The organism is Microbacterium natoriense, assembly GCF_030816295.1.
Classification (GTDB): Bacteria; Actinomycetota; Actinomycetes; order Actinomycetales; family Microbacteriaceae; genus Microbacterium; species Microbacterium natoriense_A.
Window position 1 is genome coordinate 1,226,624 of record NZ_JAUSXV010000001.1, and the last position, 24,005, is coordinate 1,250,628.

At 69.5% G+C, this 24,005-nt stretch carries 17 protein-coding genes; 4 read left to right on the top strand and 13 right to left on the bottom strand.

The genetic code is table 11. The annotated features are described in order from the left end of the window. Positions 1-23 precede the first annotated feature (23 nt). On the top strand, positions 24-1,277 hold the full coding sequence (locus QFZ53_RS05635; protein ID WP_307294432.1) for an LCP family protein: 1,254 nt from the start codon (positions 24-26) through the stop codon (positions 1,275-1,277). A 101-nt stretch (positions 1,278-1,378) separates the two neighbouring features. Here QFZ53_RS05635 and QFZ53_RS05640 read toward each other — a convergent pair whose 3' ends face one another. Next, the gene (locus QFZ53_RS05640) at positions 1,379-1,954 is read right to left on the bottom strand and encodes a TetR/AcrR family transcriptional regulator (RefSeq protein ID WP_307294435.1); all 576 of its coding nucleotides are present in this window, start codon (positions 1,952-1,954) and stop codon (positions 1,379-1,381) included. Positions 1,955-2,047: 93 nt separating this feature from the next. On the opposite strand from QFZ53_RS05640, the gene QFZ53_RS05645 reads away from it, so the two are divergent. Further along, on the top strand, positions 2,048-4,339 hold the full coding sequence (locus tag QFZ53_RS05645; protein ID WP_307294437.1) for a glycoside hydrolase family 3 C-terminal domain-containing protein: 2,292 nt from the start codon (positions 2,048-2,050) through the stop codon (positions 4,337-4,339). A gap of 138 nt (positions 4,340-4,477) precedes the next feature. Here QFZ53_RS05645 and QFZ53_RS05650 read toward each other — a convergent pair whose 3' ends face one another. Further along, entirely contained in the window at positions 4,478-4,933 is a 456-nt protein-coding gene (locus QFZ53_RS05650) for a MarR family winged helix-turn-helix transcriptional regulator (protein WP_307294438.1), read from the bottom strand. 78 nt (positions 4,934-5,011) lie between these two features. On the opposite strand from QFZ53_RS05650, the gene QFZ53_RS05655 reads away from it, so the two are divergent. Next, a complete protein-coding gene (locus QFZ53_RS05655; protein ID WP_307294441.1) occupies positions 5,012-5,869 on the top strand; it encodes an SDR family NAD(P)-dependent oxidoreductase in 858 nt (285 codons plus the stop codon). Here QFZ53_RS05655 and QFZ53_RS05660 read toward each other — a convergent pair. Next, a complete protein-coding gene (locus QFZ53_RS05660) occupies positions 5,855-7,066 on the bottom strand; it encodes a low temperature requirement protein A (protein WP_307294444.1) in 1,212 nt (403 codons plus the stop codon). The two genes, QFZ53_RS05655 and QFZ53_RS05660, sit on opposite strands and share 15 nt — an antisense overlap. A 28-nt stretch (positions 7,067-7,094) precedes the next feature. After that, complete coding sequence (locus QFZ53_RS05665) at positions 7,095-7,874, bottom strand: SDR family NAD(P)-dependent oxidoreductase (RefSeq protein WP_307294445.1); 780 nt, start codon at positions 7,872-7,874, stop codon at positions 7,095-7,097. A gap of 122 nt (positions 7,875-7,996) precedes the next feature. Here QFZ53_RS05665 and QFZ53_RS05670 point away from each other — a divergent pair, with 122 nt between their 5' ends. Beyond that, complete coding sequence (locus tag QFZ53_RS05670; protein WP_307294447.1) at positions 7,997-8,893, top strand: AraC family transcriptional regulator; 897 nt, start codon at positions 7,997-7,999, stop codon at positions 8,891-8,893. 70 nt (positions 8,894-8,963) lie between these two features. On the opposite strand, the gene QFZ53_RS05675 is transcribed toward QFZ53_RS05670, so the two are convergent. From QFZ53_RS05675 to QFZ53_RS05715, 9 genes are all read right to left on the bottom strand, one after another. Beyond that, positions 8,964-10,718 carry a DUF5605 domain-containing protein gene (locus QFZ53_RS05675; RefSeq protein ID WP_307294450.1) on the bottom strand — a complete coding sequence of 585 codons (1,755 nt, stop codon included), beginning with the start codon at positions 10,716-10,718 and terminating at the stop codon, positions 8,964-8,966. A gap of 39 nt (positions 10,719-10,757) precedes the next feature. Beyond that, a complete protein-coding gene (locus QFZ53_RS05680; RefSeq protein WP_307294452.1) occupies positions 10,758-13,541 on the bottom strand; it encodes an alpha-L-rhamnosidase in 2,784 nt (927 codons plus the stop codon). Continuing rightward, positions 13,538-15,052 (bottom strand): glycoside hydrolase family 43 protein, encoded by a 1,515-nt coding sequence (locus QFZ53_RS05685; RefSeq protein WP_307294454.1) that lies wholly within the window; start codon positions 15,050-15,052, stop codon positions 13,538-13,540. Before QFZ53_RS05685 ends, QFZ53_RS05680 begins: the two co-directional genes overlap by 4 nt. Positions 15,053-15,081: 29 nt before the next feature. Further along, the gene (locus QFZ53_RS05690; RefSeq protein WP_307294457.1) at positions 15,082-16,212 is read right to left on the bottom strand and encodes a serine hydrolase domain-containing protein; all 1,131 of its coding nucleotides are present in this window, start codon (positions 16,210-16,212) and stop codon (positions 15,082-15,084) included. Continuing rightward, the gene (locus QFZ53_RS05695; protein WP_307294460.1) at positions 16,209-18,614 is read right to left on the bottom strand and encodes a glycoside hydrolase family 3 protein; all 2,406 of its coding nucleotides are present in this window, start codon (positions 18,612-18,614) and stop codon (positions 16,209-16,211) included. Before QFZ53_RS05695 ends, QFZ53_RS05690 begins: the two co-directional genes overlap by 4 nt. Then, entirely contained in the window at positions 18,611-19,462 is an 852-nt protein-coding gene (locus tag QFZ53_RS05700; protein WP_307294463.1) for an ATP-binding cassette domain-containing protein, read from the bottom strand. Before QFZ53_RS05700 ends, QFZ53_RS05695 begins: the two co-directional genes overlap by 4 nt. Further along, on the bottom strand, positions 19,459-21,354 hold the full coding sequence (locus QFZ53_RS05705; RefSeq protein WP_292907335.1) for a dipeptide/oligopeptide/nickel ABC transporter permease/ATP-binding protein: 1,896 nt from the start codon (positions 21,352-21,354) through the stop codon (positions 19,459-19,461). Before QFZ53_RS05705 ends, QFZ53_RS05700 begins: the two co-directional genes overlap by 4 nt. Next, positions 21,351-22,292: an ABC transporter permease gene (locus QFZ53_RS05710; protein WP_292907333.1), complete on the bottom strand. Its 942-nt coding sequence runs from the start codon at positions 22,290-22,292 to the stop codon at positions 21,351-21,353. Before QFZ53_RS05710 ends, QFZ53_RS05705 begins: the two co-directional genes overlap by 4 nt. Positions 22,293-22,364: 72 nt before the next feature. Next, on the bottom strand, positions 22,365-23,894 hold the full coding sequence (locus QFZ53_RS05715) for an ABC transporter substrate-binding protein (protein WP_307294470.1): 1,530 nt from the start codon (positions 23,892-23,894) through the stop codon (positions 22,365-22,367). Positions 23,895-24,005: the final 111 nt, after the last annotated feature.

Here is a 24,005-nt window from a genome sequence, read left to right on the forward strand (position 1 = left end):
CACCGAGAACCGAAAGGCCCCGAGTGAGTCAGAACACCCGACGCCGCCGTACCATCGCGCGGCACGGCCAGCTGCGCACGCCGGGTCCGGTCAGTCAGCTCCTCAAGTTCATCGCGATCGGCCTCTCGGTCGTGCTGGTCAGCGGTGCGGCCGTCGTCGGTTACATCGTCTACGACTTCACGAGCACGGTGACCGCGAACGCCGTCGAGATCGAGGGCCAGAAGGAGCTCCCGCCGGACATCAGCGAGTACAAGGGCGGCTTCAACATGGTGCTCGCCGGCGTCGACACCTGTGAAGACGCGTACAAGCAGTACTTCGGCGCGCGCTGCACGGGCAAGGACTCGGAGGGCACCCTCAACGACGTCAACCTGCTCGTGCACGTCTCCGACGCGCCCCGCCGGATCACCGTGGTCAGCTTCCCGCGCGACCTGATGCTCCCGATCCCCGAATGCACCGACGCCGAGGGCGAGAGGCACTCGGCGATGAGCAAGCAGCCGCTCAACACCTCATACACCGACGGAGGGCTCAACTGCGTCGTCCAGACGCTCGCGAAGCTCACCGGCCAGGAGATCCAGTTCGCGGCATCCGTCACCTTCGGCGGCGTGATCGAGATCACGAATGCGATCGGCGGCGTCGACGTGTGCCTCGCGAACCCGATCAAGGACAAGTACACGGGCCTCGACCTGCCCGCCGGCAACAAGACCCTGCAGGGCCTCGAGGCGCTGCAGTTCCTCCGTACCCGCCACGGCGTAGGCGACGGCAGCGACCTCGGTCGCATCGGCAACCAGCAGCAGTACATGTCGAACCTCGCCAAGAAGCTGATCAGCAGCGACACGCTCGGCAACGTGCCGGTCATGCTGAAGCTCGCGACGACCGCGATCGACAACCTCGAGACCAGCACGTCGCTGGCCGACCCGATGAAGATCGTGCAGATCGGCCTCGCCGTGAAGTCGGTGCCGTTCGAGGACATCGTGTTCCTGCAGTACCCGACGGCCACCGACCCCGACAACCCCAACAAGGTCGTGCCGAGCAAGGCGGCGGCGCAGGAGATGTGGGACGCGATCAACGCGAACGCCCAGCTGCAGATCACCTACGAGAACACCAAGAACGACGGCGTCGTCGTCACCGATCCGGGAACCACGGCGCCCACCGAGTCGACCGATCCGGCTGCCACGCCTGACCCGGCGGCGACCCCCGACAACGTGGTGGCGCTGCCCGACACCATCAAGGGCACGTCGGCTGCGCAGACCACCTGCTCGAACGGCAACGTCCGCTGACCGCGGAGCGGATGCCGTGGCATCCGCTCCGCGTCGTCCGGCTGTCGCGCCGCAGCTGATTCGGTCGAACGAGCCGGGGGCGTGATCGATGCGTGCGCGACTCAGTCGCGCCGCGGGGCCAGCGCGTCGATGAGCCGTTCGACGATGTCGGCCATGTCGACGGTGGGATCGATCATCCACTGCAGCTGCAGGCCGTCGGCCACCGCCTGGAGGACGCGGGCCATTGTGTCGGGGTCGAGCGCGGGCTCACGCGTGGAGTCGCGGTGGAGTCCTGCCGCGACGGCCGAGCGCAGCCGCTCGCTGCGCTCGAGGAAGTACGAGTGCGCCGGATGCTCGGGATCGACGGCGTCGACTGCGAGGCGCGAGAACAGTTCGACGAGACCCGGAACCTCGGCGTTGTGCCTGATGACGTCGATCAGCCCCTCGCGCGGATCGGCGAGGTCGGCGAGACGAGGGTCCATCCCGTCGTGCTCGTCGCGTTTGCGCAGCACCTCGGTGAACAGCTCCTCCTTGCTGCCGAAATAGTGCAGCAGAGCAGCGGGCGTCACTCCGACCATGTGGGCGATCTGCTTGAGGGAGGCGTTCTGGTAGCCGTCGCGCCCGATGACCTCGAGTGCACTCTCGAGGATCTCCTCGCGCCGCGCGACGCCTTTCGCATACGAACCGCGCTGTGCCATGTCTTCAGAGTAATACTGAACATCGTTTGGAATCTAATACTTACCGTCGTATAGTTTTCGCAGGACATTGCCGTCAGCGCGAAAGGGACACCTGTGAGCACCGCATCCGATCTCACCCTCGAAGAGAAGGCCTCGCTCACCAGCGGCGCCGATTTCTGGACGACCAAAGCCGTCGATCGCGCGGGCATCCCGTCGATCATGATGACCGACGGCCCGCACGGGCTCCGCAAGCAGGCAGGCGGAACCGACCACCTGGGCCTCGCCAGCAGCGTGCCCGCGACCTGCTTCCCGCCGGCAGTGGGCATCGGCTCGTCATGGGATCCCGAGCTCATCGAACGCGTCGGCGCCGCGATCGGAGTCGAGGCCGCGATCGAAGACGTCGCCGTCGTGCTCGGCCCAGGCATCAACATCAAGCGATCGCCGCTGTGCGGTCGCAACTTCGAGTACTTCTCGGAGGATCCGATCGTCTCGGGCGTGCTGGGCGCAGCCTCGGTCCGCGGCGTGCAGTCGCAGGGCGTCGGCACCTCGCTCAAGCACTTCGCCGCCAACAACCAGGAGTTCGACCGGATGCGCGCGAGCTCCGACGTCGACCCTCGACCGCTGCGCGAGATCTACCTGCGCGGATTCGAGCGCGTCGTGAAGGACGCCGCACCCTGGACGGTCATGTGCTCGTACAACCGTCTCAACGGCGTGTGGACCTCGGAGGACCCGTGGCTGCTCACGAGCGTGCTGCGCGACGAATGGGGCTTCGACGGGCTCGTCGTCTCGGACTGGGGCGCCGTGAACGATCGGGTGGCCGGCGTCGCCGCGGGACTCGATCTCGAGATGCCGGCCACGGGCGGACGGACGGATGCTCAGCTCGTCGCCGCGGTGCGCGAGGGGCGCCTCGATGAGAGCGTTCTCGACACCGCGGCTTCCCGTGTGATCGATCTCGTCCGAAAGGCGGGAGAGCGTCCGGGGGTCGAGGGGCCGCTCGATGTCGACGCGCACCACGCCCTCGCGCGAGAGGCCGCCGGTCGTTCGATCGTGCTGCTGAAGAACGAGGGGTCGATCCTGCCGCTCGCGCCCGGCCAGAAGATCGCCGTGATCGGCGCCTTCGCCGCCGAGCCCCGCTTCCAGGGCGCCGGTTCCTCGCTGATCAACCCGACCCGGGTGGATACCGCCGTCGACGCGCTGCGCGCCATCGCGGGCGACGACATCTCCTTCGCGCCGGGCTTCGGAGTCGAGGGCGGAGCCGTCGCGGCATCCGGTCGCCCTGCCGACGAACTGCGCGCCGAGGCCGTCGAGACCGCGGCCGCCGCAGAGATCGCGGTCGTGTTCCTGGGGCTGCCTGCGGCCGAGGAGTCCGAGGGCTTCGACCGCGACCACATCGATCTGCCGCCCGTGCAGCTCGAGCTTCTCGACGCCGTGATCGAGGCGAACCCGCGCACCGTCGTCGTGCTGTCGAACGGCGGTGTCGTCGCCCTGCCGTTCGTCGATCGCGTGCCCGCGATCATCGAGAGCTGGCTGCTCGGCCAGGCAGGCGGCAGCGCCGTCGCCGACGTGCTCTACGGTGCGGTCAACCCCTCGGGCAAGCTCACCGAGACCGTCCCGGCGCGGCTCGAGGACAACCCCTCCTACGGCAACTTCCCCGGCGAGTTCGGGCACGTCCGCTACGGCGAGGGTCTGCTGGTCGGATATCGCTGGTACGACGCCAAGGGGCTCGAGGTGACCTTCCCGTTCGGGTTCGGCCTCTCGTACACGACCTTCGCCTATGGACCGGCGACGGCATCGGTGACCGACGACGGCGACATCGCGGTCTCCTTCGATCTGAGCAACACGGGCGATCGTGACGGACGTGAGGTCGTGCAGGTGTACGCGTCGCTCGCCGGCTCTGTCGTTCAGCGCGCGCCGCGCGAGCTCAAGGCGTTCGCGTCGGTCGCCCTCGCTGCGGGGGAGACCCGCGCGGTCGAGCTCGTCATCCGCCGTGAGGATCTCGCGTATTGGGACGTCAGAGTCGACCGCTACGTCGTCGAGGGCGGCGAGTACACGCTCGATGTCGCGGCGTCGAGCCGCGACATCCGCTCGGCCGTCACGATCGCGATCTCGGGCGACGAGGTTCATCTGCCGCTCGACATGAACTCGTCGATCGGCGACGTCATGGCGAATCCTGTCGCCGGGCCGGTCATGCAGGGCGCGCTCTCCGGTTTCATGGGCGACCTGGACGGCGTCGACGCGGCGGCCGCCTCGATGATGCCGAACGACGAGGCGATGCAGAAGATGATGGCGTCGTTCCCGATCGGGCGCCTCGTCGGCTTCCCCGGGGTTCCCGTCACCCACGAGCAGATCGAGCAGCTCCTCGCCGCCGCGAACGCGGGAGTCTCCGCGCCGATTCCCGGTCGCTAGGCTTCGGCACCCGCTCGCTGAGCGAGCGAAGCGAGACGAAACGCGTGCCTCCCGCAGTCGACTGCAGGAGGCACGCGTTTCGTCTCGTCGTCGGCGCTCCTCGCTCGACGACCGGTGGGGGAGTGCGGCGCTCCTCGCTCAGCGCGTGCTGGGGTCGGCCGTCAGTTTCCCGAGGAGGCGTTCGAGCGCGCGGAGGTCATCCAACGACCAGTCCTTGATGCGTCCGAAGAACTCGACGCCGCGCTCTTCCAGCGTGCGTGCGATCCGCGCCTCCCCCAGATCTGTGAGCTGGACGATCACTCCGCGACGGTCCTGCGGGTCCGGGGCGTTCGCGACCAACCCGAGACTTCGCATCTTGGTGAGCAGCGTGCTCGTGGAGCTTCGATCCATCCCCACCGACTCGGCGATCACGCTGGGCCGTGCGGGGCCGAAGGCGTGCAGCCACCGCGCGATGTGGAAGGCGGCCGGCTGAAGCCCCTCGTGGAACTGGGCGGCGCTGCGCTCGCTCAAACCCCGGGTCGCGCTCAGGAGAGCATTGATCCGCTCGCCCAGGGCCAGCTCCACGGCAGACCGCGCCTGCTCGGTTGTTTGCATATCCAAACGATAGCACCTACAGTGATGGACATTTGCAAATCACTTCCGAAGGATGCGATGTCGAATCAGAGCAGCTCCATGTCCCCACCCGTCATCGTCCTCACCGGCGCCACGAGCGGCCTCGGACAACTCGTCGCCCTGCGCCTCGCGGAGCAGGGGGCGCACCTCGTCCTCCCCGCTCGCAACGCCCAGAGGGCAGCCGAAACCGCATCGCTCATCAGGCGAGTCGCACCGACCGCCACGGTCGAGACACCCATCGCGGATCTCTCCCGCATGGACGAGGTCCGCAGGCTGGGCCGGGAGATCGCCGACGCCCACGCCCAGGTCGACGTTCTTGTCAACAACGCCGGACTCCATGCCTTCGAAGCGCGCACCACCGTTGACGGCTACTCCGAGATGATCGCCGTCAATTATCTCGCCCCCTGGCTGCTCACCCACGAACTCCGGCCAGCACTCGAAGCCGCGCCCTCCGCGCGAGTCGTCACGGTCGCCTCCGAGGCCTCACGCCGACACGGCACGCTCCGCCTGCCTGAGGACCTCACCGGCACCCCCGCTTTCCGCGCTCGCGGGTCCTCCGTGCTCTACGGCAAGAGCAAGCTCCTCGACATCATGTTCACGAAAGAGCTAGCCCGGCGAAACGCCACTACGAACGTCACCGCGCTCTGTCTCGATCCCGGCTTCAACGTCACCGGCCTCGGACGAGAAGTCCGAGGCGCCGCCATCATCGAACGGATCCTCAGATCTCTCCGCATCGGCGACCCCGACCGGGGCGCCGGACTCATCGTCCGACTCGCCACGCACCCCGACTACCGAACCCGAAACGGCGAGTACTGGACGGTCCGCGGCCCCCGTGCGATCGAGCCCGCAGCTCCCGGAGACGACCCGGCGACCCAGAAGGAACTGTGGCGGCACACCGAAGACCTACTCCTCAACTGAACGTGAACGGTTCGCGACAGGCTTCGGCAGGAGGTTTCGTTCTGCGATGAACAGCACGATGAGCAGGCCCACGACGCTCGCCAACGCCGAGAGAGCGGGGAGCATGCTGATCACCGGCGCCAGCACGAGGAAGATCGCGGCGATCGTGAGGCGTACGGCGTTCCACGTGCCGAGCAGGCGTCGCGCGAATGCTGCGGCTCCCACCAGGTAGCACGCGGTTCCTCCCGCGAGCGAGGCGGCTCCGAAGAACCCGAGACTCTCGGTGGATTCGATGTGTGCCATCGCGACCTCGAGGCCGAGCGCGGCGAGAACGATCCCGCCGACCAGCAGCAGGTGGAGGTAGGTGTAGGCGCCGGTCGCAGCGCGCCCCCGGGCTGAGGCGTGGATGGCCTGGAGCGCGTGCTCGGCCTCGCCTGCCAGCCGAGTGAAATAGGCCCACCACAGCGCGATGCAGATGAGCATCGACAAGACCACACCGCTGAGTATTCCGACGCTGATCGGCTCAGTCGCAGCCCCGGCGCCGATACCGAGGATGGACTCACCGAGGGCGAGGATCACGATCAGTCCGTGCCGCTCGGTGAAATGAGCGGTGGAGCGTACCGGCCAGGCGATGCCGATGCTCGTGCGGTAGGACACGATGGGCTCGATCGCGACTGCGGCGATCGAGCACCAGATCTGCCACGGGCCGCCGAGCAGAGCACCGACGACGAGGAGTGCTCCGGACGGAACGACGGAGAGGGCGACGGTGATCAGCGTGCGTCGACGGAGTGCAGGGTCCGCGAGCCACACGAAGACGATCGCATGAGCGACCCGGGCGACGAGATAGGCGCCGACGAACACGAGGGGACCGGACAGACCGCCTGGCAGATCGTCGTAGGCCTCCATGACGACGAGGCCGGCGACGAACATCGCGGTCATGCCGATGATCATCGCCACACGCACGACGCCGTGGTCTGCGTGGGCGATGTTGGTGAGCCATCCGTAAGCGGTCCAGGCCCACCACAGCAGCGCGAGGACGACCATCGCCTGCAGGATGCCGAGGGCGTCATGCTGCTGCGCCATCAGGCGACTGAGTTGAGTGAACGCGAACACGAACGCAAGGTCGAAGAAGAGCTCCAGCGTGGTGACGCGATGGCCTTCGCGACTGGCGACCGCTCGGATCAGCGAGCCGCCTGAGCCGAACGTGCGATCCTTCATGGCCCGACCCGCACCTTGCCGCGGACGCTCACAGTGCGTACCCTCCTGAAGCCTGGATGTCCTGGCCGGTGATCCACGCCGAGTCATCGGAGACGAGGAACGCGATGACCTTCCCGACATCGGCCGGCTCGCCGATGCGGCCGAAGGCGGTCTTCGCTGCGAGCCCTTCGATCACCTCCGGGAACCGCTCGAAGGCGTTGTCGCCCAGACGGGTCCGGGTGGGGCCGGGGGCGATGGAGTTCACGCGGATCGACCGGCCGGCGAGCTCCTTGGCGAGGAAGCGGGTGGCGATGACCAAGCCGCCCTTCATCGCGGCGTACCCGGAGTAGCCGGGCTCCGTGTCACCGGGCCGCACGGAGCTGCTGGAGGTGTTCACGATCGCACCGCCGTCATCGATCAGAGGCAGGAGGGCCTGGGTGAGGAAGTACGGACCGCGCAGGAGCACCCGGTAGTAGGCGTCGAACGCGTCCTCGGTCATCTCCTCGAAGCTCATGCCGCCGCCGAAACCCGCGTTGTTCACCAGTGCGTGGACGCGATCCGCGCCCCACTCGCTCCTCAGCACGCGGGCGAGTGCATTCGCGAAGTCGGGAAAGGTGTCGGAGCGGCTGATGTCGAGCGGCAGCGCGACGGCGGTGCCGCCGTTCTCCCGGATCTCCTCGACAGTCCTCTCGGCCCCCTCGGGGCGTGCGTTGTACGTGATGACGACGCCCATTCCGCGGGCGGCGATCTCGATGGCGGCGCCGCGTCCGATGCCGGAGCTCGCTCCGGTGACGACGACGATCTTCTGGTCAGGTGTCTGTTCGTTCATGCTTCAACACAACCGTCAGCCGCACGCGACGAGTTAGGGGAATCCCGTCGACTCCTTGCACAAAGCTGCCGTGCTCGACAGAAATGGATGCCTTCCACGAGGGTTGATGCTTCACTCTTCACATGTCCTTCGACGAGTTCCGCGCCCTCGTGGCGCGACATGCACCGGGTGGTATCAGTTCGACGACCATCCCCGGCGTGCTCGTGTCGCGGATGGACGATGGCGGTTCGCAGGACGAGTCCACGACGGGCACGATCCTCGCCATCGTCGCTCAGGGCACCAAGCGACTCTCGGTGGGAGGAACGGTCCACGACTACGGGGCCGGACAGTACCTGGTCGCATCCGTGGATCTCCCGGTCTCCGGGCACTTCACCGATGCCACCCCTGAGCACCCGGCGCTGGGATTCGGTCTGGAGCTGCGTCCGGAGGCGATCGCCGAGCTGATGCTCACCGCCGCTGCGGCAGAGTTCCCCCGACCGTCGAGGGGCGAGTCGTCGCCGCCGGCGATCGCGGTCGGCGACACCTCACCGCGGCTGCTCGACGCCACCGTCCGCATGCTGCGGCTGCTCGACCACCCCCGAGACATTCCGGTGCTCGCGCCGATGATCGAGAGGGAGATCCTCTGGCTGATCATGTCGGGCGATCAGGGCGCGACCGTGCGTCAGCTCGGGCTCGCCGACAGCAGCCTCAGTCGCGTCCGCCACGTCGTTCGCTGGATACGGGAGCACTTCGCCGAGGCGCTTCGCGTCGACGACCTCGCCGACCTCGCGAGGATGAGCCCTTCGGCGTTCCATCGTGCGTTCCACGCGGTCACGTCGATGAGCCCCATCCAGTACCAGAAGAGCATCCGGTTGCAGGAGGCCCGACTGCGCCTGATCGCCAGCCCCGGTGACATCGGCGCGACCGCGTATGCGGTCGGCTACGAGAGCCCGTCGCAGTTCAGCCGCGAGTACCGACGGGAGTTCGGGGCGTCGCCCAGCGAGGATGCCGTCTCGCTCCGGGCCTCATCAGGGCTCTAGCTCCGAGTGGCCGACTGCGACGCCCGTCGAGAGTTGCCGACGATCGGAGCGGCGAGGTCCGTGCGCGGACTCAGACCCGGGTGAGGCGCACGGCCATGAACTGCCGGCCGGGGAGCTCGACCCGGGCGGATCCGGCCGGGTAGGTGCCCGACATCCGCTCCACCGTCATGTTCCACGTGTCGATCACGTCGATCGTCCATTCGCCCTCCTCGAGCATGACGTTGCGGAAGCGCGGCCGGTTGAAGCCGAAGTAGCCGATCTTCACCCGGCCGGCGACGCCGCCCCACGGCACGTCCCAGTCGCCGGGCAGCGGATCCCAGACACCATCGGGAGCCTCGGCGAGCAACTGCTCGAGGAAGCGGATGCGGTCGGGCGACGAGCCGTGCAGCACCCCTCCCTTCGACCACCACAGCACCTCGTCGTCGAGCCCGAGCGCCGACGGCAGGTAGGTCTCGCCGTGGCCGACGTAGCCGCCGCGCACCGCCCCCTCCCAGAAGCGCCGCACCATCTCCTCCCCGGTGATGTTGCCCCAGCCCTGGTCGATGTCGCCCTCGTAGGCGCACTCGTCGATCACGACGGGCTTGCCCCAGCGCTCGCGCCACTCGTCGGTGTTCTCGGCGGTGCGGTACACGTCGACGCGCTGCACGCTCACATGGGTGATCCACGGCATCGAGTAGTCGTAGAACGGGCGGCAGTTGTGGATCGAGTTCAGATGCCCGAACGGATCCTCCGCGCCGACGATCGCGGCCAGGCGTTCCCAGTCGGCGGTGTCCTTCGCCCACAGCAGGTCGTACTCGTTCGCCATCGACCACCACACGTTCGCGAACCCGCTCAGCCGCCGCACGACGTAGCGCAGGTAGCGGTCGTCGACGGCCGGACCGAGGTCGGCGAAGCCCCAGCGGTCGTACGCGTGGAACAGGATGAGGTCGGCCTGGATGCCGAGCTCGGCCAGCTGCACGATGCGCTGCTCCAGACGGCGGAAGTGGGCGGGGTCGAACCGCTCCAGGTCGAAGCCGTCATCGAGTGAGCCGACGAACGGGAAGTCGGCCGGCTCGTTCGCGTTGTACAGATACGACTTCGGGAACACGCACATGCGCATCTTCGTGAACGGCGCCTCGGCGAGCGTCGCCAGCGTCTGCTCCTGCAGCTCTTCGGGCTGGTGCGTCCACGCGTAGGCGGTGGTGCCGAGCGGCCGGTGCCTCGTGCCGTCGGCGTGCCGGAAGTGGAAGCCGTCGACGCGCACCGGTCCGTGCGCGCCCTCGGCAGGAGACCCGACCGTGACGGATCCAGTCAGACCGTCGAGCGAGCGGGCGGTCGAGCGGGTGACGAAGCGCCATTCGCCCTCGGCATCCGCCAGCGCCCGGATGATGTAGACGCCGTCGCCGTCGTAGAACCCGCCGACCCGCACATCCTGGCCGGCGCGGGAGAACACCGCCTCGAGCTCGACGTCGACGAACGGGTTGCCGTGCGAGGGTCCGTCGATGCGGATCTCGAGTGGAGCCCATTGCGTGACCGTCTCCGGCACCGACAGCGCCGCCGAGCCGCGCGTGACGTCGTCGGCCTCGTACGCCGGATCGGGCGCGATCGCCGGCGCGTACGGAGGCCGCTGCACCTCGTCGCCGATCTCGGCGAGCTCGGCCCACAGCCGCTCGCGCGCCTCCGGCGTCTCGAGCGAGGGCACGAGGGCGATGAGCGATCCGAGGCGCCCGTCGCGGAACTGCACGGCCATGGGCGATGCGGCGAAGCCGGGCATCAGCCGTTCGAGCACGGCGCGGGCCGCGGGGTTGTCGAGGGCTTCTCCGAAGGTGGAGCGGCGGTCGAACATCAGGTCTCCTCTGTCAGGCGGGGGCGTCAGGCGGGGGCGTCAGGCGGTGGCGGCGCGCACGGCGTCGTCGACGCGGGCGAGCACATCGGGCGGGGTGAACATGAGAGCGGTCGACAGCGGTCGACCCGCACCCCACACGGTCCCTGAGCGCACGGCCTCGGCGCGGTCGGGATCGATCTCGGCGAGAGTGCCGAGCAGCGCACGGTACGCCCGCGGGTCGTCGATCACATCGGCGAGCGAGGCGTGCAGGCCCGGCAGGGCGGGAAGAGCGGATGCCGCGGGCTCCCGATACCGCCACTCGTGCGTACCGGATCGCACCGCTTCGGGCGCGCCAGGCACCGACACCTCGGCGGTGGTGTTCGCGGGGACGACCGCGGTGACAACGACGTCGTCCCCGTCGCGCACCCAGGAGACCGAGGCGGTGCCGTAGGGCGTCTCGTGCCGGGCGGACGCATGGTCGAGCGCCGTGAGCGGTCGAGGGGCTATTCGCAGCCGACGGTAACCGGGGGCAGCGGGGGCGAGGCCGGCCACCGTGCGATGCAGCCAGTCGGCGACCGCGCCGAGCGCGTAGTGGTTGAACGAGGTCATCTCACCCGGGTTGACCGATCCGTCGGGAAGCAGCGAGTCCCAGCGTTCCCACACGGTGGTCGCGCCCTGCGTGACCGGGTACAGCCACGAGGGGCACTCGGTCTGCAGCAGCAGGCGTTCGGCGGTGGCGAGGTGCCCGGTGTCCGTGAGGGCGTCGGCGACGAGCGGGGTGCCGACGAAGCCCGTGGCGATGCGGTAGCCGCCTTCGCGGACGAGCGCCGCGAGGCGGTCGCCGAGAGCGGCGCGCTGCGCGGCATCCGTCACGAGCTCGAACTCGAGGGCGAGAGCGTAGGCGGTGACGGCGTCGCTCATCATTCGCCCGGCCGGAGTCACGTACTCGGCGATGAAGGCCGCGCGGCTGCGCTCGGCGAGAGCGGCATATGTCGCGGCATCCGTCTCGTTCCCGAGCAGGCGTGCGGCATCCGCCACCTGCCGCAGCGACTGGGCGAGGTACGCCGAGGCGACGATGTCGGAATCGACCTTCGCCTTGCCGGGCTGGTCTGGCGGAGCGGCCGGATCGAGCCAGTCGCCGAGCTGCATGCGTCCAGCCCACAGGCCGCTGTCGCCGGCGTCGCGGAGGACCGCATCGACCCAGTCGCGCATGCTCGGGTACTGCGCGGCGAGCACCGCGCGGTCGCCGAAGCGCTCGAACAGCACCGTGGGCACGACGGTCGCGGCATCGCCCCACGCGGCGGGAGTCGCTCCGCCGGATGCGCCGAACCCGGGGAGCGCGGCGGGGACGACGAGAGGCACCGCTCCGTGGTTGCGCCCCTGCTCGAACGCGAGGTCGCGCAGCCAGGAGGTGAGGAAGCCGTCGCAGTCGTACAGGAAGCTCGCGGTCGGGGCGAACACCTGGATGTCGCCGGTCCAGCCCAGCCGCTCGTCGCGCTGCGGGCAGTCGGTCGGGATCGACAGGAAGTTGCCGCGCATGCCCCACACGACGTTCTCGTGCAGACGGCTCACCAGGGGGTCGGATGCCTCGAACCAGCCCGTGCGGGTCATGTCGGTGTGCAGCACCACGGCCTCGACGTCGGCAGGGGAGACGTCGAGGCCGGTGATCTCGGCGTAGCGGAAGCCGTAGAAGGAGAAGTGCGACTCCAGCACGTCGTCGTCGCCCGACAGATCGAAGGTCGCGGTCGCTGCGGCGTTGCGCAGCGGCCGCAGCGCGAGCTCGCCGTCTTCGAGGACTTCGGCGTGCCGGACGACCAAGCGGGTGCCGGCGGGTGCCGTGGCGCGGATGCGGAGGCGTCCGACCAGGTTCTGGCCGAAGTCGAGGATGCGGCCGCCCGATGGCGTCGCGATCACCTCGGCCACGGGGAGCGTCTGAATTCGTCGGACCGGCGGGGCGATGCGCGCCTCGGGCACCGGGACGTGCTCGAATCCGGGCAGGGCGGCGGCGCCCACGCGCGCCGGCGTCCACGCGGTCGCGGCGCGGCGCAGGTCCTGATGCTCCCCGGGGTAGATGCCGCTGTCGACGACAGGGCCGTCGCCCGCGGCCTGCCAGTCGGCGCCGGTCGCGGCGAGAGTCTCGACGACGCCGTCTGCGTAGGTCACGCGCAGCTGGGCGAGGAACGAGGGCTGGGTGCCGTAGAGGCGGTCAGTGAACGTGAAGAAGCCGTACTTCTCGGTGTACCAGGCGCCGGCGATCGTGGCGCTCAGGTCGTTCCTCCCCTGGCGGAGGAGGGCGGTGACGTCGACGGTCTCGTGCACGAGCCGATCACGGTAGGCCGTCCACCCGGGGGCGAGCACGTCGTCCGAGACCGGCGCGCCGTTCACCGCGGGCTCGGCGACCCCGAGGGCCGACCAGAACAGCAGCGCGCGTTCGACGGGCCGGTCGAGCGTGAACTCCGTGCGCACCTCGGCGGGCTGCGCCTCGCGCTCGGCGTCTGCCAGGCCGACCGGCTGGGCGATCCACTCGCCGTCGGCGAGGAACCCTGCCGACACGGTCAGCGGGGAGCTCCAGTCGGTCTGAGCACCGGACGAGGCGGTGACGCGCACGCGTACGTCCCGGCTGTCGCCGGGCGTGAGCGGCTCGAACGGCCACGCGACGAGTGCGCTGTCCGCCCCGTCGACGACGACCGACTGCACCCCGTCGGTGAGCTCCGCCGACGACTGCAGCCAACCGGCATCCGTCGTCGTGACGATCCAGCTCAGACGAGGCGTCGGCGTCGCGACGAAGGTCGTGTCGTCGCGCAGCTCCGCCTTCAGCGTCGCGATGCGAGCAGCATCCGTCATTCGTCGTCTCCTTCTGCGCTCCAGCTGAGCAGAGCGACGGCGCCGGTCACGGCGTACACGCCGATGACGCGGCCGGTGAACGACTCCGCGGTCTCGGATGCGAGGAACCGTCCGTCGACCTGGGCGAGATCGATGCGCTCGCCGCCGACCGTGGCGGCGAGGTGGAACACGTCGCTCGTGCGGGGGAATCCGCCGCTCCCCTCAGGGCGGCGCGAGTCGATGTGCAGGTCGACCACGCCGCCGGAGAACGGGGCCGTCCACTCCTGCACGAGGTCGGCGACGACGGCGCGTGCGATGATCACGCCGTTCCCCGCCTCGATCTCGACGTGGAAGCGCTCGTCGTAGCGCACGGCGAGGCCTCCTGTGCCGTCGCCGACGTCGATGCGCGCGGTCGTCGCGCAGGTCAGATGCTCCTGCCGCCGGCCGACGAAGACGGGCCGGGGGTCGTTCATGGTGCGGCCGTCGCCGTGCAGCACGATCGCGTCGGGACGGGCATCGAGATCGACGAGGGATGCCGGGGTGGCGCGCACCGCGATCCACTCGCCGTCGAGCTCGCGGGTCTCGGCGAAGTCGATGTCGACGCGGGTACCCGGACGCACGTTCAGCTGCACGGGGTCGATGGCCGGCCAGCCGTTCTCCTCCCAGCGCACCGCCGTCACGAAGGTCTCGCGCCCGAGAGCAGAGAACGCGCGCGTCATGCTCCGGGGGCGCACGCCGAGCAGCACGCACAGCCAGTCGCCGTCCGGACCGATCACGAGGTCGCCGTGGCCGGTGTTCTGGATCGGCCGGATCGTCGATCGTGCCGAGACCAGCGGATTCTGCGGAGCGGTCTCGAACGGGCCTTCCGGGGAGTCGCCGCGGGCGATCGACACCCCGTGCCCGCGTTCGGTGCCGCCCTCGGCGATCATGAGGTACCAACGGCCGTCGACCGCGTAGAGGTGCGGAGCCTCGGGGAACTGCCCGCCCGTGCCCGACCAGACCGAACGCGGCTCCTCAAGGGCGACGTGGTTCTCGAGGTCCACGCGCACCTGCTGGATGCCGAGGTGCTGACCCGCGCCCTCGCCGCCGAGGATCAGGCCCGAGAACGTGATGTAGACGGTTCCGTCCTCGCCCCACGCGATGTCGGGGTCGATGCCGTCGATGGAGCCAGAGCCGTCGTGCTTCAGGATCAGGTCGCCGTCGCTCCACGCCCCCGCGGCGTCGGTGGCGGTGAAGTGCAGCATGCCCCGGCCCATCGCGTCGGTGATGACGAGGTGGAACACGCCGTCGCGGTGCCGGATCGTCGGCGCCCACGCCCCGCCCGCGGTCGGCACATCCTCGACCGCGAGCTGACCGGGCCGAGTGGCGACGTGGCCGATGAGCTCCCAGTTCTCGAAGTCGGTCGAGCGGTGGATCGGGATGCCCGGCAGGTACTCGAAGGTCGACGTGGCCAGGAACCACTCGTCTCCCACACGGACGACCGAGGGGTCGGGGTGGAAGCCGTTGATGAGGGGGTTGTGCAGCGTGGTCATGCGCGGTGCCTTCCGGAGGCGGGAGAGGATCAGGAGAGGATGCGGCCGAGATCGCGGGCGAGCGCGACGGCGCGCGGGTCTGCGCCGCCGGGCCACGGACCGCGGGCGATGGTCCACGCGAAGGCGAGGCCGGTGTCGGGGTCGACGCAGGCGAGGGCGCCCATCGCTCCGTCGTGCCCGAAGGCGCGCGGGCCGCCGAAGGCGAGCTGCTGCGAGGGCTTCTGGAACACGATCGCGTGCGCGCGGTCGTGCTGGTGCAGCACCTCGTCGTAGCCGCGGATCTGCTGCTGCCCGACCTGCGACACGGTGTCGGCCGAGAGGAAGGGAGCGGCTCCGTCGACACCGGTCACGGCGGCCGCGAAGAGCCGGGCGAGCCCCCGGGCGGTCCCGGTGCCCGAGGTTCCGGGATGTCCGTATCGCCAGCTCACCGGGTCGCCGGCGAGGTCGATGGCGCCGCTGCGCGAGGCGAAGACGACGGGGCCGAGAGCCGAGGACGATGGCACAGTGGCGTCCGACACCGGTCGCACCATCGGCAGCAGCGGAATCAGGCGCTCCTCTTCGGATGCGGGGAGGCCGAGGTAGAAGTCGACGCCGTGCGGGGCACGGATCTCCTGCTCGTAGAACTCGTGCAGCGTGCGGCCGGTCACCCGGTAGACGAGCTCATCGCCGAGATTGCCGATCGTCAGGGCGTGATAGCCGAACGCGCTGCCGGGATACCAGAACGGCCAGCTCGCGGCGAGACGTTCAGCGGCGGCGTGATGATCCAGCAGCTCGTCGGCGGTCAGCGCGGGCGCCGCCTGCGGCAGGCCTGCCTGATGCGAGAGCAGCTGCCGCACGGTGACCGAGCCCTTGCCCTTGGCGGCGAACTCGGGCCAATAGTGAGCCACCGTCTCGTCGAGATCGAGCTCTCCGCGCTCGACGAGAAGGCCGACCGACAGGCCGAGCGTGTTCTTCGTGACGGAGTACGGCACGGTGGCGGAGTGCTCACCGAGGTGCGGGCCGCCCCAGGCATCGAGTACGGGAACACCCTCGAGGAAGGCGGCCACCTGGAACGACAGGTCGGCGTCGGAGGCGAGGAAGCCCTCGAGACGTGCGACGATCTCGGCGAGCCGCTCGTCGGCGCGCCCCTGAAGAGCGCCGGTCAGGTCGGAGAGAGTCATGCCTGCTCCCACTCGACGCTCAGCGGCAGCTCGGAGACCGAGGAGCCCACGCGCAGCGTGTAGGCGCCCGGCTCGACCACCCACTCGCCGGCCCAGTGCGCCAGACGTCGTGCCGGTACCGGCACGACCGCGGTGACGGTGCGGCCGGGCTCGGCATGCACGACGGCGAACCCGACGAGCCAGCGTGCCGGACGGTCGACCGTCGAGTCGGTGCGCTCGGCGTACACCTGCACGACCTGCTTGCCGGCGCGGGCGCCGGTGTTCGCGAGGGTCACCTCGACGCTGTCGCCGTGGCGCTGCGCCGTGCCCCACGACCACGTCGTATAACCGAGACCGTGACCGAACGGGAACGCGGGTCGGGCGCCGCTCCTGAGCCACGCGCGATAGCCGATGTGCAGTCCCTCGGAGTAGACGAGACGTCCTTCGACCGGGGTGACGTCGGTCACCGGCACGTCGGCCAGCGCGGCCGGCCACGTGGTCGGCAGGCGTCCGCCCGGCTCGGCGGAGCCGGTGAGCACGTCGGCGATCGCATGCCCGAACTCCTGACCGCCGAAGTAGCCCTGCACGATCGCGGCGACCTCGCCCGCCCAGGGCAGCACCACGGGGGAGCCCGCGTTCACGACCACGATCGTGGGCGTGCCGGTGGCGGCGACAGCGCGCACCAGATCGTCCTGTCGGCCGGGAAGGTCGAGGTCGACGCGGTCATAGCCCTCCGACTCCACCTTCGAGTTCGTGCCGACCACGACGATCGCGACCTCGGCCGCGCTCGCCGCGGCGGCCGCGCGGGCGATCAGCTCATCGGGATCGGTGCGCTCGGGGGCGATGCCCAGTGTGACGCTGAGAGCCCCGTCGAGGGCGCCGCGCGACTCGCGCGTGAACTCCGCGCGGAGGTCGACGGCGCGGCCCGCCTCGACGGACACCGCGGCCGTGATCGACGGCGGGTTCAGGAACGCGGCGCCCAGATCCGTGCCCTCGATCACGGGGACGTCGTCGAGCACGAGCTCGCCGTCGACGAAGACGCGACCCGGGTTGGCCCCGGCGAAGCCGAGCTGGATCTCGCCGCTCTCGGCCGGGGTGAACCGGGTCTCCAGCACGATCGTGCGGCTCGCGCCGATCGGCGCATCTCCGCCGAACCACACCAGCGCCGTGGCCCGGCGGTTCTCGGCGAACAGCTCGGTGCCCTCGGCGTCGTGGAACGAGACGCGCAGCCCCGGCTCCCCGGTCGCGGGGTTCACGATCGACTCGAGCGGGATCTCGGCGACGCCCTCCTGCACGACCGCGCCGATCTCGTAGCCCACCTCGGCACCGGGCAGAGCGGCGCGGATCGCGTCGAGCGGCGAGACGACCTTCTCTGGCAGCACCGTCGCCGATCCGCCGCCCTGCGTGCGGGCGTCCTTCGCGTTGTGGCCGATGATCGCGACCTTCGCCAGCGCGGACGCATCCAGGGGCAGCACGCCGCTGTTCTGCAGCAGCACGGTGCCCTCGATCGCGGCCTCCTTCGCGAAGGCGGGCCCGTCGAGCGGAGCGGGGGTGACGGCATCCGTTCCCTCCAGGGCGCCCACCCGCTCGGCGAGCAGCAGGATGCGCAGCACCTTGCGGTCGACGTCGGCCTCCTGCACGCGGCCGTCGCGAACGGCCTCGACCAGGTCGGCCCACGCCGGAGCAGGACCCGGCATCGCGAGGTCCTGCGCGGCGGCGGCGGAGTCGAGCGAACGGACGGCCGTCCAGTCGCTGACGACGACGCCGTCGAAGCCCCATTCGCTGTTCAGCGGGTTCTCGAGCAGATCGTTCTCGGTCATCGTCACGCCGTCGACCGAGTTGTAGGCGCTCATGACCGACCACGCACCGGCCTCGACGGCGCGCTCGAACGGCGCGAGATAGACCTCGCGCAACGTGCGCTCGTCGACCTCGACGTCGACCGTGAAGCGGTCGGTCTCGGAGTCGTTGGCGACGTAGTGCTTCGGGGTGGCGGCGACGCCGTTCTCCTGCATGCCGCGCACGTAGGCCGCGCCGAGCTCGGCCGTGAGCTCCGGGTCCTCGCTCAGACACTCGAAGTGCCGGCCGCCCAGCGGAGAGCGGTGCAGGTTGATGGTCGGGCCGAGCACGACGTCGACCCCTTTGCGGCGGGCCTCGGATGCTGCGGCCGCGCCATACCGGTAGGCGAGGTCGGTGTCCCAGGACGCTGCCAGCGCCGAGCCCGAGGGCAGGTTGAGCGAGGGCTCTCGCTCGTCCCAGCGCGGCCCGCGCACCCCGGCGGGGCCGTCGGAGAGCGTGAGCGCACGCAGCCCGATCTCGGGCAGCGGCACCGTCGTCCAGAAGTCGGCGCCCTGCACGAGGGCCGCCTTCTGCTCGAGCGTGAGCTTCTCGAGCAGGGGGCGGAGGTGGTCGGTCGAGGCGGTCATGCTGCGGCTCCTTCTGAGGCCTTCTGCGCGTCGATGAGCGCACGGCGGTCGGCGCGGCGCTTCTGCTGCGCGTCGGGATCGGGTACGGGAGCGGCGAGGAACAGCCGCTGGGTGTACGGATGCTGCGGGCGTGCCGTGACCTGGTCGCCGTCGCCGGTCTCGACGAGCTCGCCCCGGAACATCACGGCCACGCGGTGGCTGATGTGGCGGACGACCGCGAGGTCGTGCGAGATGAAGAGATAGGCGACACCGGTGCGCTCCTGGATCTCGATGAAGAGGTCGAGGACACGCGCCTGCGTCGACAGGTCGAGGGCCGACACCGGCTCATCGCACACGATGAGCTTGGGATCCAGCGCCAGCGCGCGGGCGATCGCCACGCGCTGGCGCTGCCCGCCCGAGAACTCGCGGGGCAGCCGGCGGGCAGCATCCGCCGGCAGGCCCACCCGGTCGAGCAGGTCGGTGACCCGCGCGAAGGCCTCTTTCGCGGCGACGCCGCGCGCGGTGAGGGGCTCGGCGAGGATCTGCGCGATCGTCATCGAGGGGTTCAGCGAGGAGTACGGGTCCTGGAACACGACCTGGATCTCGCTCGCGAGGCTGCGGCGCTCGCGGCGGTTCAGGTGCCCGATCTCGCGGCCGTCGTACTTCACCGAGCCACCCGTCACGGGAGCCAGACCCAGCACCGCTCGGCCAAGCGTCGTCTTGCCCGAGCCGGACTCGCCGACCAGGCCCACGGTCTCGCCGGGACGGATGTCGAGCGAGACGCCCTTGAGCGCGTGGAACGGCTGCGCGCGGAACCCCTTGCCCGGATAGGTGACGTCGAGGTCGGCGACCTCCAGCAGATTGGTCATGACCGGCCTCCTTCGGCGGTCACCGCGGTGGCTCCCGCGGTGATGAGCGGGCCGCGGGCCGGACCCTCGTCGAGGATCGCGTCCAGCAGCGACTGCGTGTAGGCGTGCGAGGGGGTGCGCAGGATCGTGCGGACGGGGCCCTGCTCGATGAACAGACCCTGCTGCATGACGGTCACCCGATCGCACAGATCGGCGACGACGCCGAAGTTGTGCGTGACCAGCAGCATCGCCATCTGGCGTTCGCTCTGCAGGTCGCGCAGGAGGTCGAGCACCTCGGCCTGCACCGTCACGTCGAGGGCCGTGGTGGGCTCGTCGGCGATGATGAGGTCGGGGTCGGTCGACACGGCGCCGGCGATCAGTACGCGTTGCGCCATGCCGCCCGAGACTTCGAACGGGTACGCCTCGAACGTGCGCCTCGGGTTCGGGATGCCGACGCGGTCGAGCAGCGCGAGCGCCTTCTCGGTCGCCTCCTTCTTCGACAGACCAAGGTGCGCGCGCAGAGGTTCGACCAGCTGGTATCCGATCGTGAACGAGGGGTCGAGGTTGCTCATCGGCTCCTGCGGGATGTAGCCGATGCGCTTGCCGCGGATGCCGGCGTAAGCCCGCTCCGAGGCATCCGCCAGCTGCGTGCCCTCGAAGTCGATCGAGCCGGCGGTGACCTGCCCGCCGCGGGGAAGCAGTCCCAGCACCGCGAACGCGGTCTGGGTCTTGCCCGAGCCCGATTCGCCGATCAGGCCGTGCACCTCGCCCTTGCGGATCTGCAACGAGACGCCGTGCACGACTTCGATGTCTTCGCCCTGCGTCTGCTGGTACCCGACCCGCAGGTCGGAGATCGTGAGGATCGGCGCGGCGTCGAGCGCGCGGGTGCGATCGTCGTCGGGGTGCACGATGGTGTCGCCGATCACCGGCAGCTCCGTCGAGTCCTCGAGGGCGTCGAGATCTCCGCCCGAGAGGCTGAGCGACGTCGTCACGGCGGCGATCGAGCCGGTCGCCGTGGTCACGGCACGACGGCGACGGCGCCGCACGACCGTGGTGCGCTCGAGCACGTCGCGCATGCCGTTGGCGAGCAGCGTGAGAGCGATCGCGGTGAGGGCGATCGCGAGCGACGGCCACACCATCAGCAGGGGCTGCTTGTAGATGTTCGCGAAGCCGTCGTTCAGCATGCCGCCCCAGGTGGGGACGCTCATGTCGCCGAGGCCGAGGAATTCGAGTCCCGACTGGATCGCGATCGCGATGCCGGTGATGATGGCCGACTGGATGATGATCGGCGCGCGGACCACCGAGAGGATGTGGCGGCCGATGATGCGCAGGTCGGAGAGGCCGGAGACGCGGGCGGCGTCGACGTAGAGTTCGCCGCGCACCCCGGTGACCGCTGCGTAGACCAGCCGGTAATAGGCGGGTGCGAGCAGGATGCCGAAGATGAACATCGCGAGCCACACGCTCGGGCCGAGCACGGTGCGCGCCGCGAGCAGCACGACCATGCCGGGCAGAGCCATCACCAGCGAGGTGATCCAGGACGCGACAGAGTCGAACCATCCGCGGTAGTAGCCCGCGATCAGACCCGAGATCACGCCGATCACGAGGGCGGTGACCACCGCGACGAGGGCGGCGGCCAGGGTGATCTGCGTGGCGGCGAGCAGCCGCGACAGCACGTCGCGGCCCGCGCTGTCGGCGCCGAGCGGGTGAGCTGCGCTGGGGGTCGCCAGCACGAGCTTGAGCGAGGCGACGTTGGGATCGAACGGGGCGATCCAGCGCCCGATGACGGCGACCACGATGACCAGCACGAGGAAGATCAGCGAGGCGAGCGAGACGGGGCGGCGGACGAGGCGGCGCATGAGCGAGGTCTTCATCGCCGGCGTCGGCACTGCCGTGGGTACTTCGATGGCGGTCATGAGAGTCGCACCTTCGGGTTGAGAGCGGCCTGCGCGAGGTCGATGACGAGGTTCACGATGAGCACGATCAGGGCGAACGCGATCACGACGCCCATCACCACGGGGATGTCGCCCTGGGTGGTCGCGGTGACCGTGAGCTGACCCATGCCGGGCAGGGCGAACACCTGCTCCACGATGACGGCGCCGCCGAGCAGTCCGATGAACTGCACGGCGAGCACGGCCAGGGCGGGGCCGCCGGCGTTGCGCAGCACGTGCTTGTACACGACGCTGCCGGAGGAGAGGCCGCGGGCGCGGAGGGTGCGCACGTAGTCGCGGGACATCGCGTCGATCACCGAGCCGCGCACCTGCTGAGCGACCGCCGCGATCGCCCCGATCGACAACGCGACGATCGGCAGCGTCACCGAGGTGACCCAGCCGCCGAACGAGTCGGTGATCGGGATGTAGCCGGTGGCCTTGAACCAGTGCAGGTTGATCGCGAAGAGCAGCACGAGGTACAGGGCGATGAGGAAGCCGGGGATCGCGAAGCCGATCACCGAGATGAACTGCACCAGCGCGTCGACCCAGCCGCCGCGGCGGGCAGCGAGCACGCCCAGCACGATCGCGAGGACGGCCGAGATGAGGGTGGCGCCGATCACGAGCGAGAGGCTGACGCTGAGGCGGCCCGACAGGCTCACCGAGACGAGCTGGCCGTTGAACCATGAGCGCCCGAGGTCGCCGGTGAGGGCGGAGGTGAGCCAGTCCCAGTACTGCACGGCGAGGGGACGATCGAGTCCCAGCTCCGCCGACTTCTGGGCGACGAGTTCGTCGGTGGCGTTCTGGCCGAGGATGCGACGCGCGATGTTCGCGCTGTCGAGGAAGAGGAGCCCGAACGTCACGATGGATATGACGGCGAGCAGGACGACGCCGGCGAGTACCCGGCGCACGATGAACATGAGCATGCTGCGCTCCTGTGTCTCAGAGGAATTCGGGATCCGGCCCGCCCGCGAGACGGGCGGGCCGGAGGGACCGGGTCAGGACTTCGGCGTGAAGTCGTAGATCGCGGGATAGGCGTTCGTCGGGAGCATCTCGACGGTCGTGTTCGCGTCGGTCGCGAAGCTGCCCTGCACTCGATAGAACGGGGCGAACCACGCCTGCTCGACGATGTACTTGTTGAGCTCCTTGGCGACGGACTCCTGCGTCTTCTCGTCGCCGAACTGGATCTGCGAGATGTACTCGTCGACCTTCGGGTCGTCGTATCCGAACGGGTTGAAGATCGCGGTCGGGGCGATCATGAACTGGATCAGCTGCCAGTCGGGGTTCTGCTCGAGAGCCATGAACGACGCAGCGTACTTCGGGGCCAGCAGATCGGCGATGAAGTTGTTGCCGGGGTCGGTGTACTCGACCTTGATGCCGACGTCGTTCAACTGCTGCTCGATGAGCGTGTACGTGCTGGCGCCCAGAAGCGTGGACGACGGCATCGACAGCGTGAGTCCGTCGGCGTAGCCTGCTTCGGCCAGCAGCTCCTTCGCCTTCTTCGGGTCGTAGGTGTAGTAGTCGTCGAGCTCGGGGTCGTACGCCGCAGACGACTTCGGGAACACCTGTGTGGTCACCGTGCCGTTGCCGGCCTGCAGCGCCTGCAGCAGCCCGTCGCGGTCGAACGCGTAGTTGAGCGCCTGACGGACGCGCACATCCGCGAGCGCCGGGTTCATGGTTCCCGCGCGGTCGAGCAGCAGCAGTCCCTGGAAGTCGAGCTCGTTGGCGTTCACGGTCCAGCCGGCGCCTTCCACCTCGGCGAGGTTGTCGTTGCTGGCGAGCTTGACGCCGTTGGCCTCGCCTGCCTTGATGGCGTTGAGCGATGCCGTGGCGTCGGCGAGCACGTTGATCACGAGCTTGTCGTAGTGCTGCACGTCCGGGTTCCAGTAGTCCGGGTTCTTCGTGTAGGTGTAGCTCGTGCCCGTGACGGTCGCCGCGGTGTCGAGCACGTAGGGGCCCGAGCCGATCGGGTTGGTGGCGAGATCGTCGTTGTCGAGCGACTCTCCGCTGCCGACGAGCCCCGGGTCGCGGGTGAGGTAGTTCAGCAGCGCCGGGTTGGGGGCGTTCAGGGTGATCACGACGGTGGCGTCGTCAGGGGCCTCGAAGCTGGCGACGTCGGCGAAGTAGTTCGCGTCGGGAGAGGTGCCGGATTTGAAGCGATTCAAGTTGTCCACGACGACCTGGGCTGTGAGCTTCGAGTCGTCCGAGAACGTGACGTCGTCGCGGAGGGTGAGGGTGAGCACCGTGTTGTCGTCGTTGTACGACCAGTCGGTGGCGAGCCAGGGTTCGATCGTGCCCTCGGGGGTGGCGAGGAGCAGCGTGTCGAACACGGCCTGGTAGTACGGTGCGCGGTTGCCCCATTCGGAGCCCGCGGGGTCGAACGTGGTGGGGGGCGTGATCGCACCCAGAGTGAGAGTGCCGCCACTTTCTTCTCCGGTGCCGCCGCCGTCGGTTGCGCCTGAGCAACCGGTGAGAGCGAGAGCGGCGATGGCGAGGGTGGCTGCTGTGGCCTTCCAGCGGAACATCATTGGTCCCTTCATCGGGTGGGCGATACCCCTGCGGATCGCCTCTGTCGAGCGAAGCTAGCAGCAAAAACGAGTGTCCGCTAGGTTTTTGGAAGAAAACCTAGCGCTTACTCG

What these genes read in the sequence shown, in the direction of transcription:
- QFZ53_RS05640 (WP_307294435.1), bottom strand. Translation starts at nt 1,954, where the DNA reads ATGGCACAGCGCGGTTCGTATGCGAAAGGCGTCGCGCGGCGCGAGGAG.
- QFZ53_RS05650 (WP_307294438.1), bottom strand. Translation starts at nt 4,933, where the DNA reads ATGCAAACAACCGAGCAGGCGCGGTCTGCCGTGGAGCTGGCCCTGGGC.
- QFZ53_RS05655 (WP_307294441.1), top strand. Translation starts at nt 5,012, where the DNA reads ATGTCCCCACCCGTCATCGTCCTCACCGGCGCCACGAGCGGCCTCGGA.
- QFZ53_RS05660 (WP_307294444.1), bottom strand. Translation starts at nt 7,066, where the DNA reads ATGAAGGATCGCACGTTCGGCTCAGGCGGCTCGCTGATCCGAGCGGTC.
- QFZ53_RS05665 (WP_307294445.1), bottom strand. Translation starts at nt 7,874, where the DNA reads ATGAACGAACAGACACCTGACCAGAAGATCGTCGTCGTCACCGGAGCG.
- QFZ53_RS05670 (WP_307294447.1), top strand. Translation starts at nt 7,997, where the DNA reads ATGTCCTTCGACGAGTTCCGCGCCCTCGTGGCGCGACATGCACCGGGT.
- QFZ53_RS05675 (WP_307294450.1), bottom strand. Translation starts at nt 10,718, where the DNA reads ATGTTCGACCGCCGCTCCACCTTCGGAGAAGCCCTCGACAACCCCGCG.
- QFZ53_RS05680 (WP_307294452.1), bottom strand. Translation starts at nt 13,541, where the DNA reads ATGACGGATGCTGCTCGCATCGCGACGCTGAAGGCGGAGCTGCGCGAC.
- QFZ53_RS05685 (WP_307294454.1), bottom strand. Translation starts at nt 15,052, where the DNA reads ATGACCACGCTGCACAACCCCCTCATCAACGGCTTCCACCCCGACCCC.
- QFZ53_RS05690 (WP_307294457.1), bottom strand. Translation starts at nt 16,212, where the DNA reads ATGACTCTCTCCGACCTGACCGGCGCTCTTCAGGGGCGCGCCGACGAG.
- QFZ53_RS05695 (WP_307294460.1), bottom strand. Translation starts at nt 18,614, where the DNA reads ATGACCGCCTCGACCGACCACCTCCGCCCCCTGCTCGAGAAGCTCACG.
- QFZ53_RS05700 (WP_307294463.1), bottom strand. Translation starts at nt 19,462, where the DNA reads ATGACCAATCTGCTGGAGGTCGCCGACCTCGACGTCACCTATCCGGGC.
- QFZ53_RS05705 (WP_292907335.1), bottom strand. Translation starts at nt 21,354, where the DNA reads ATGACCGCCATCGAAGTACCCACGGCAGTGCCGACGCCGGCGATGAAG.
- QFZ53_RS05710 (WP_292907333.1), bottom strand. Translation starts at nt 22,292, where the DNA reads ATGCTCATGTTCATCGTGCGCCGGGTACTCGCCGGCGTCGTCCTGCTC.
- QFZ53_RS05715 (WP_307294470.1), bottom strand. Translation starts at nt 23,894, where the DNA reads ATGATGTTCCGCTGGAAGGCCACAGCAGCCACCCTCGCCATCGCCGCT.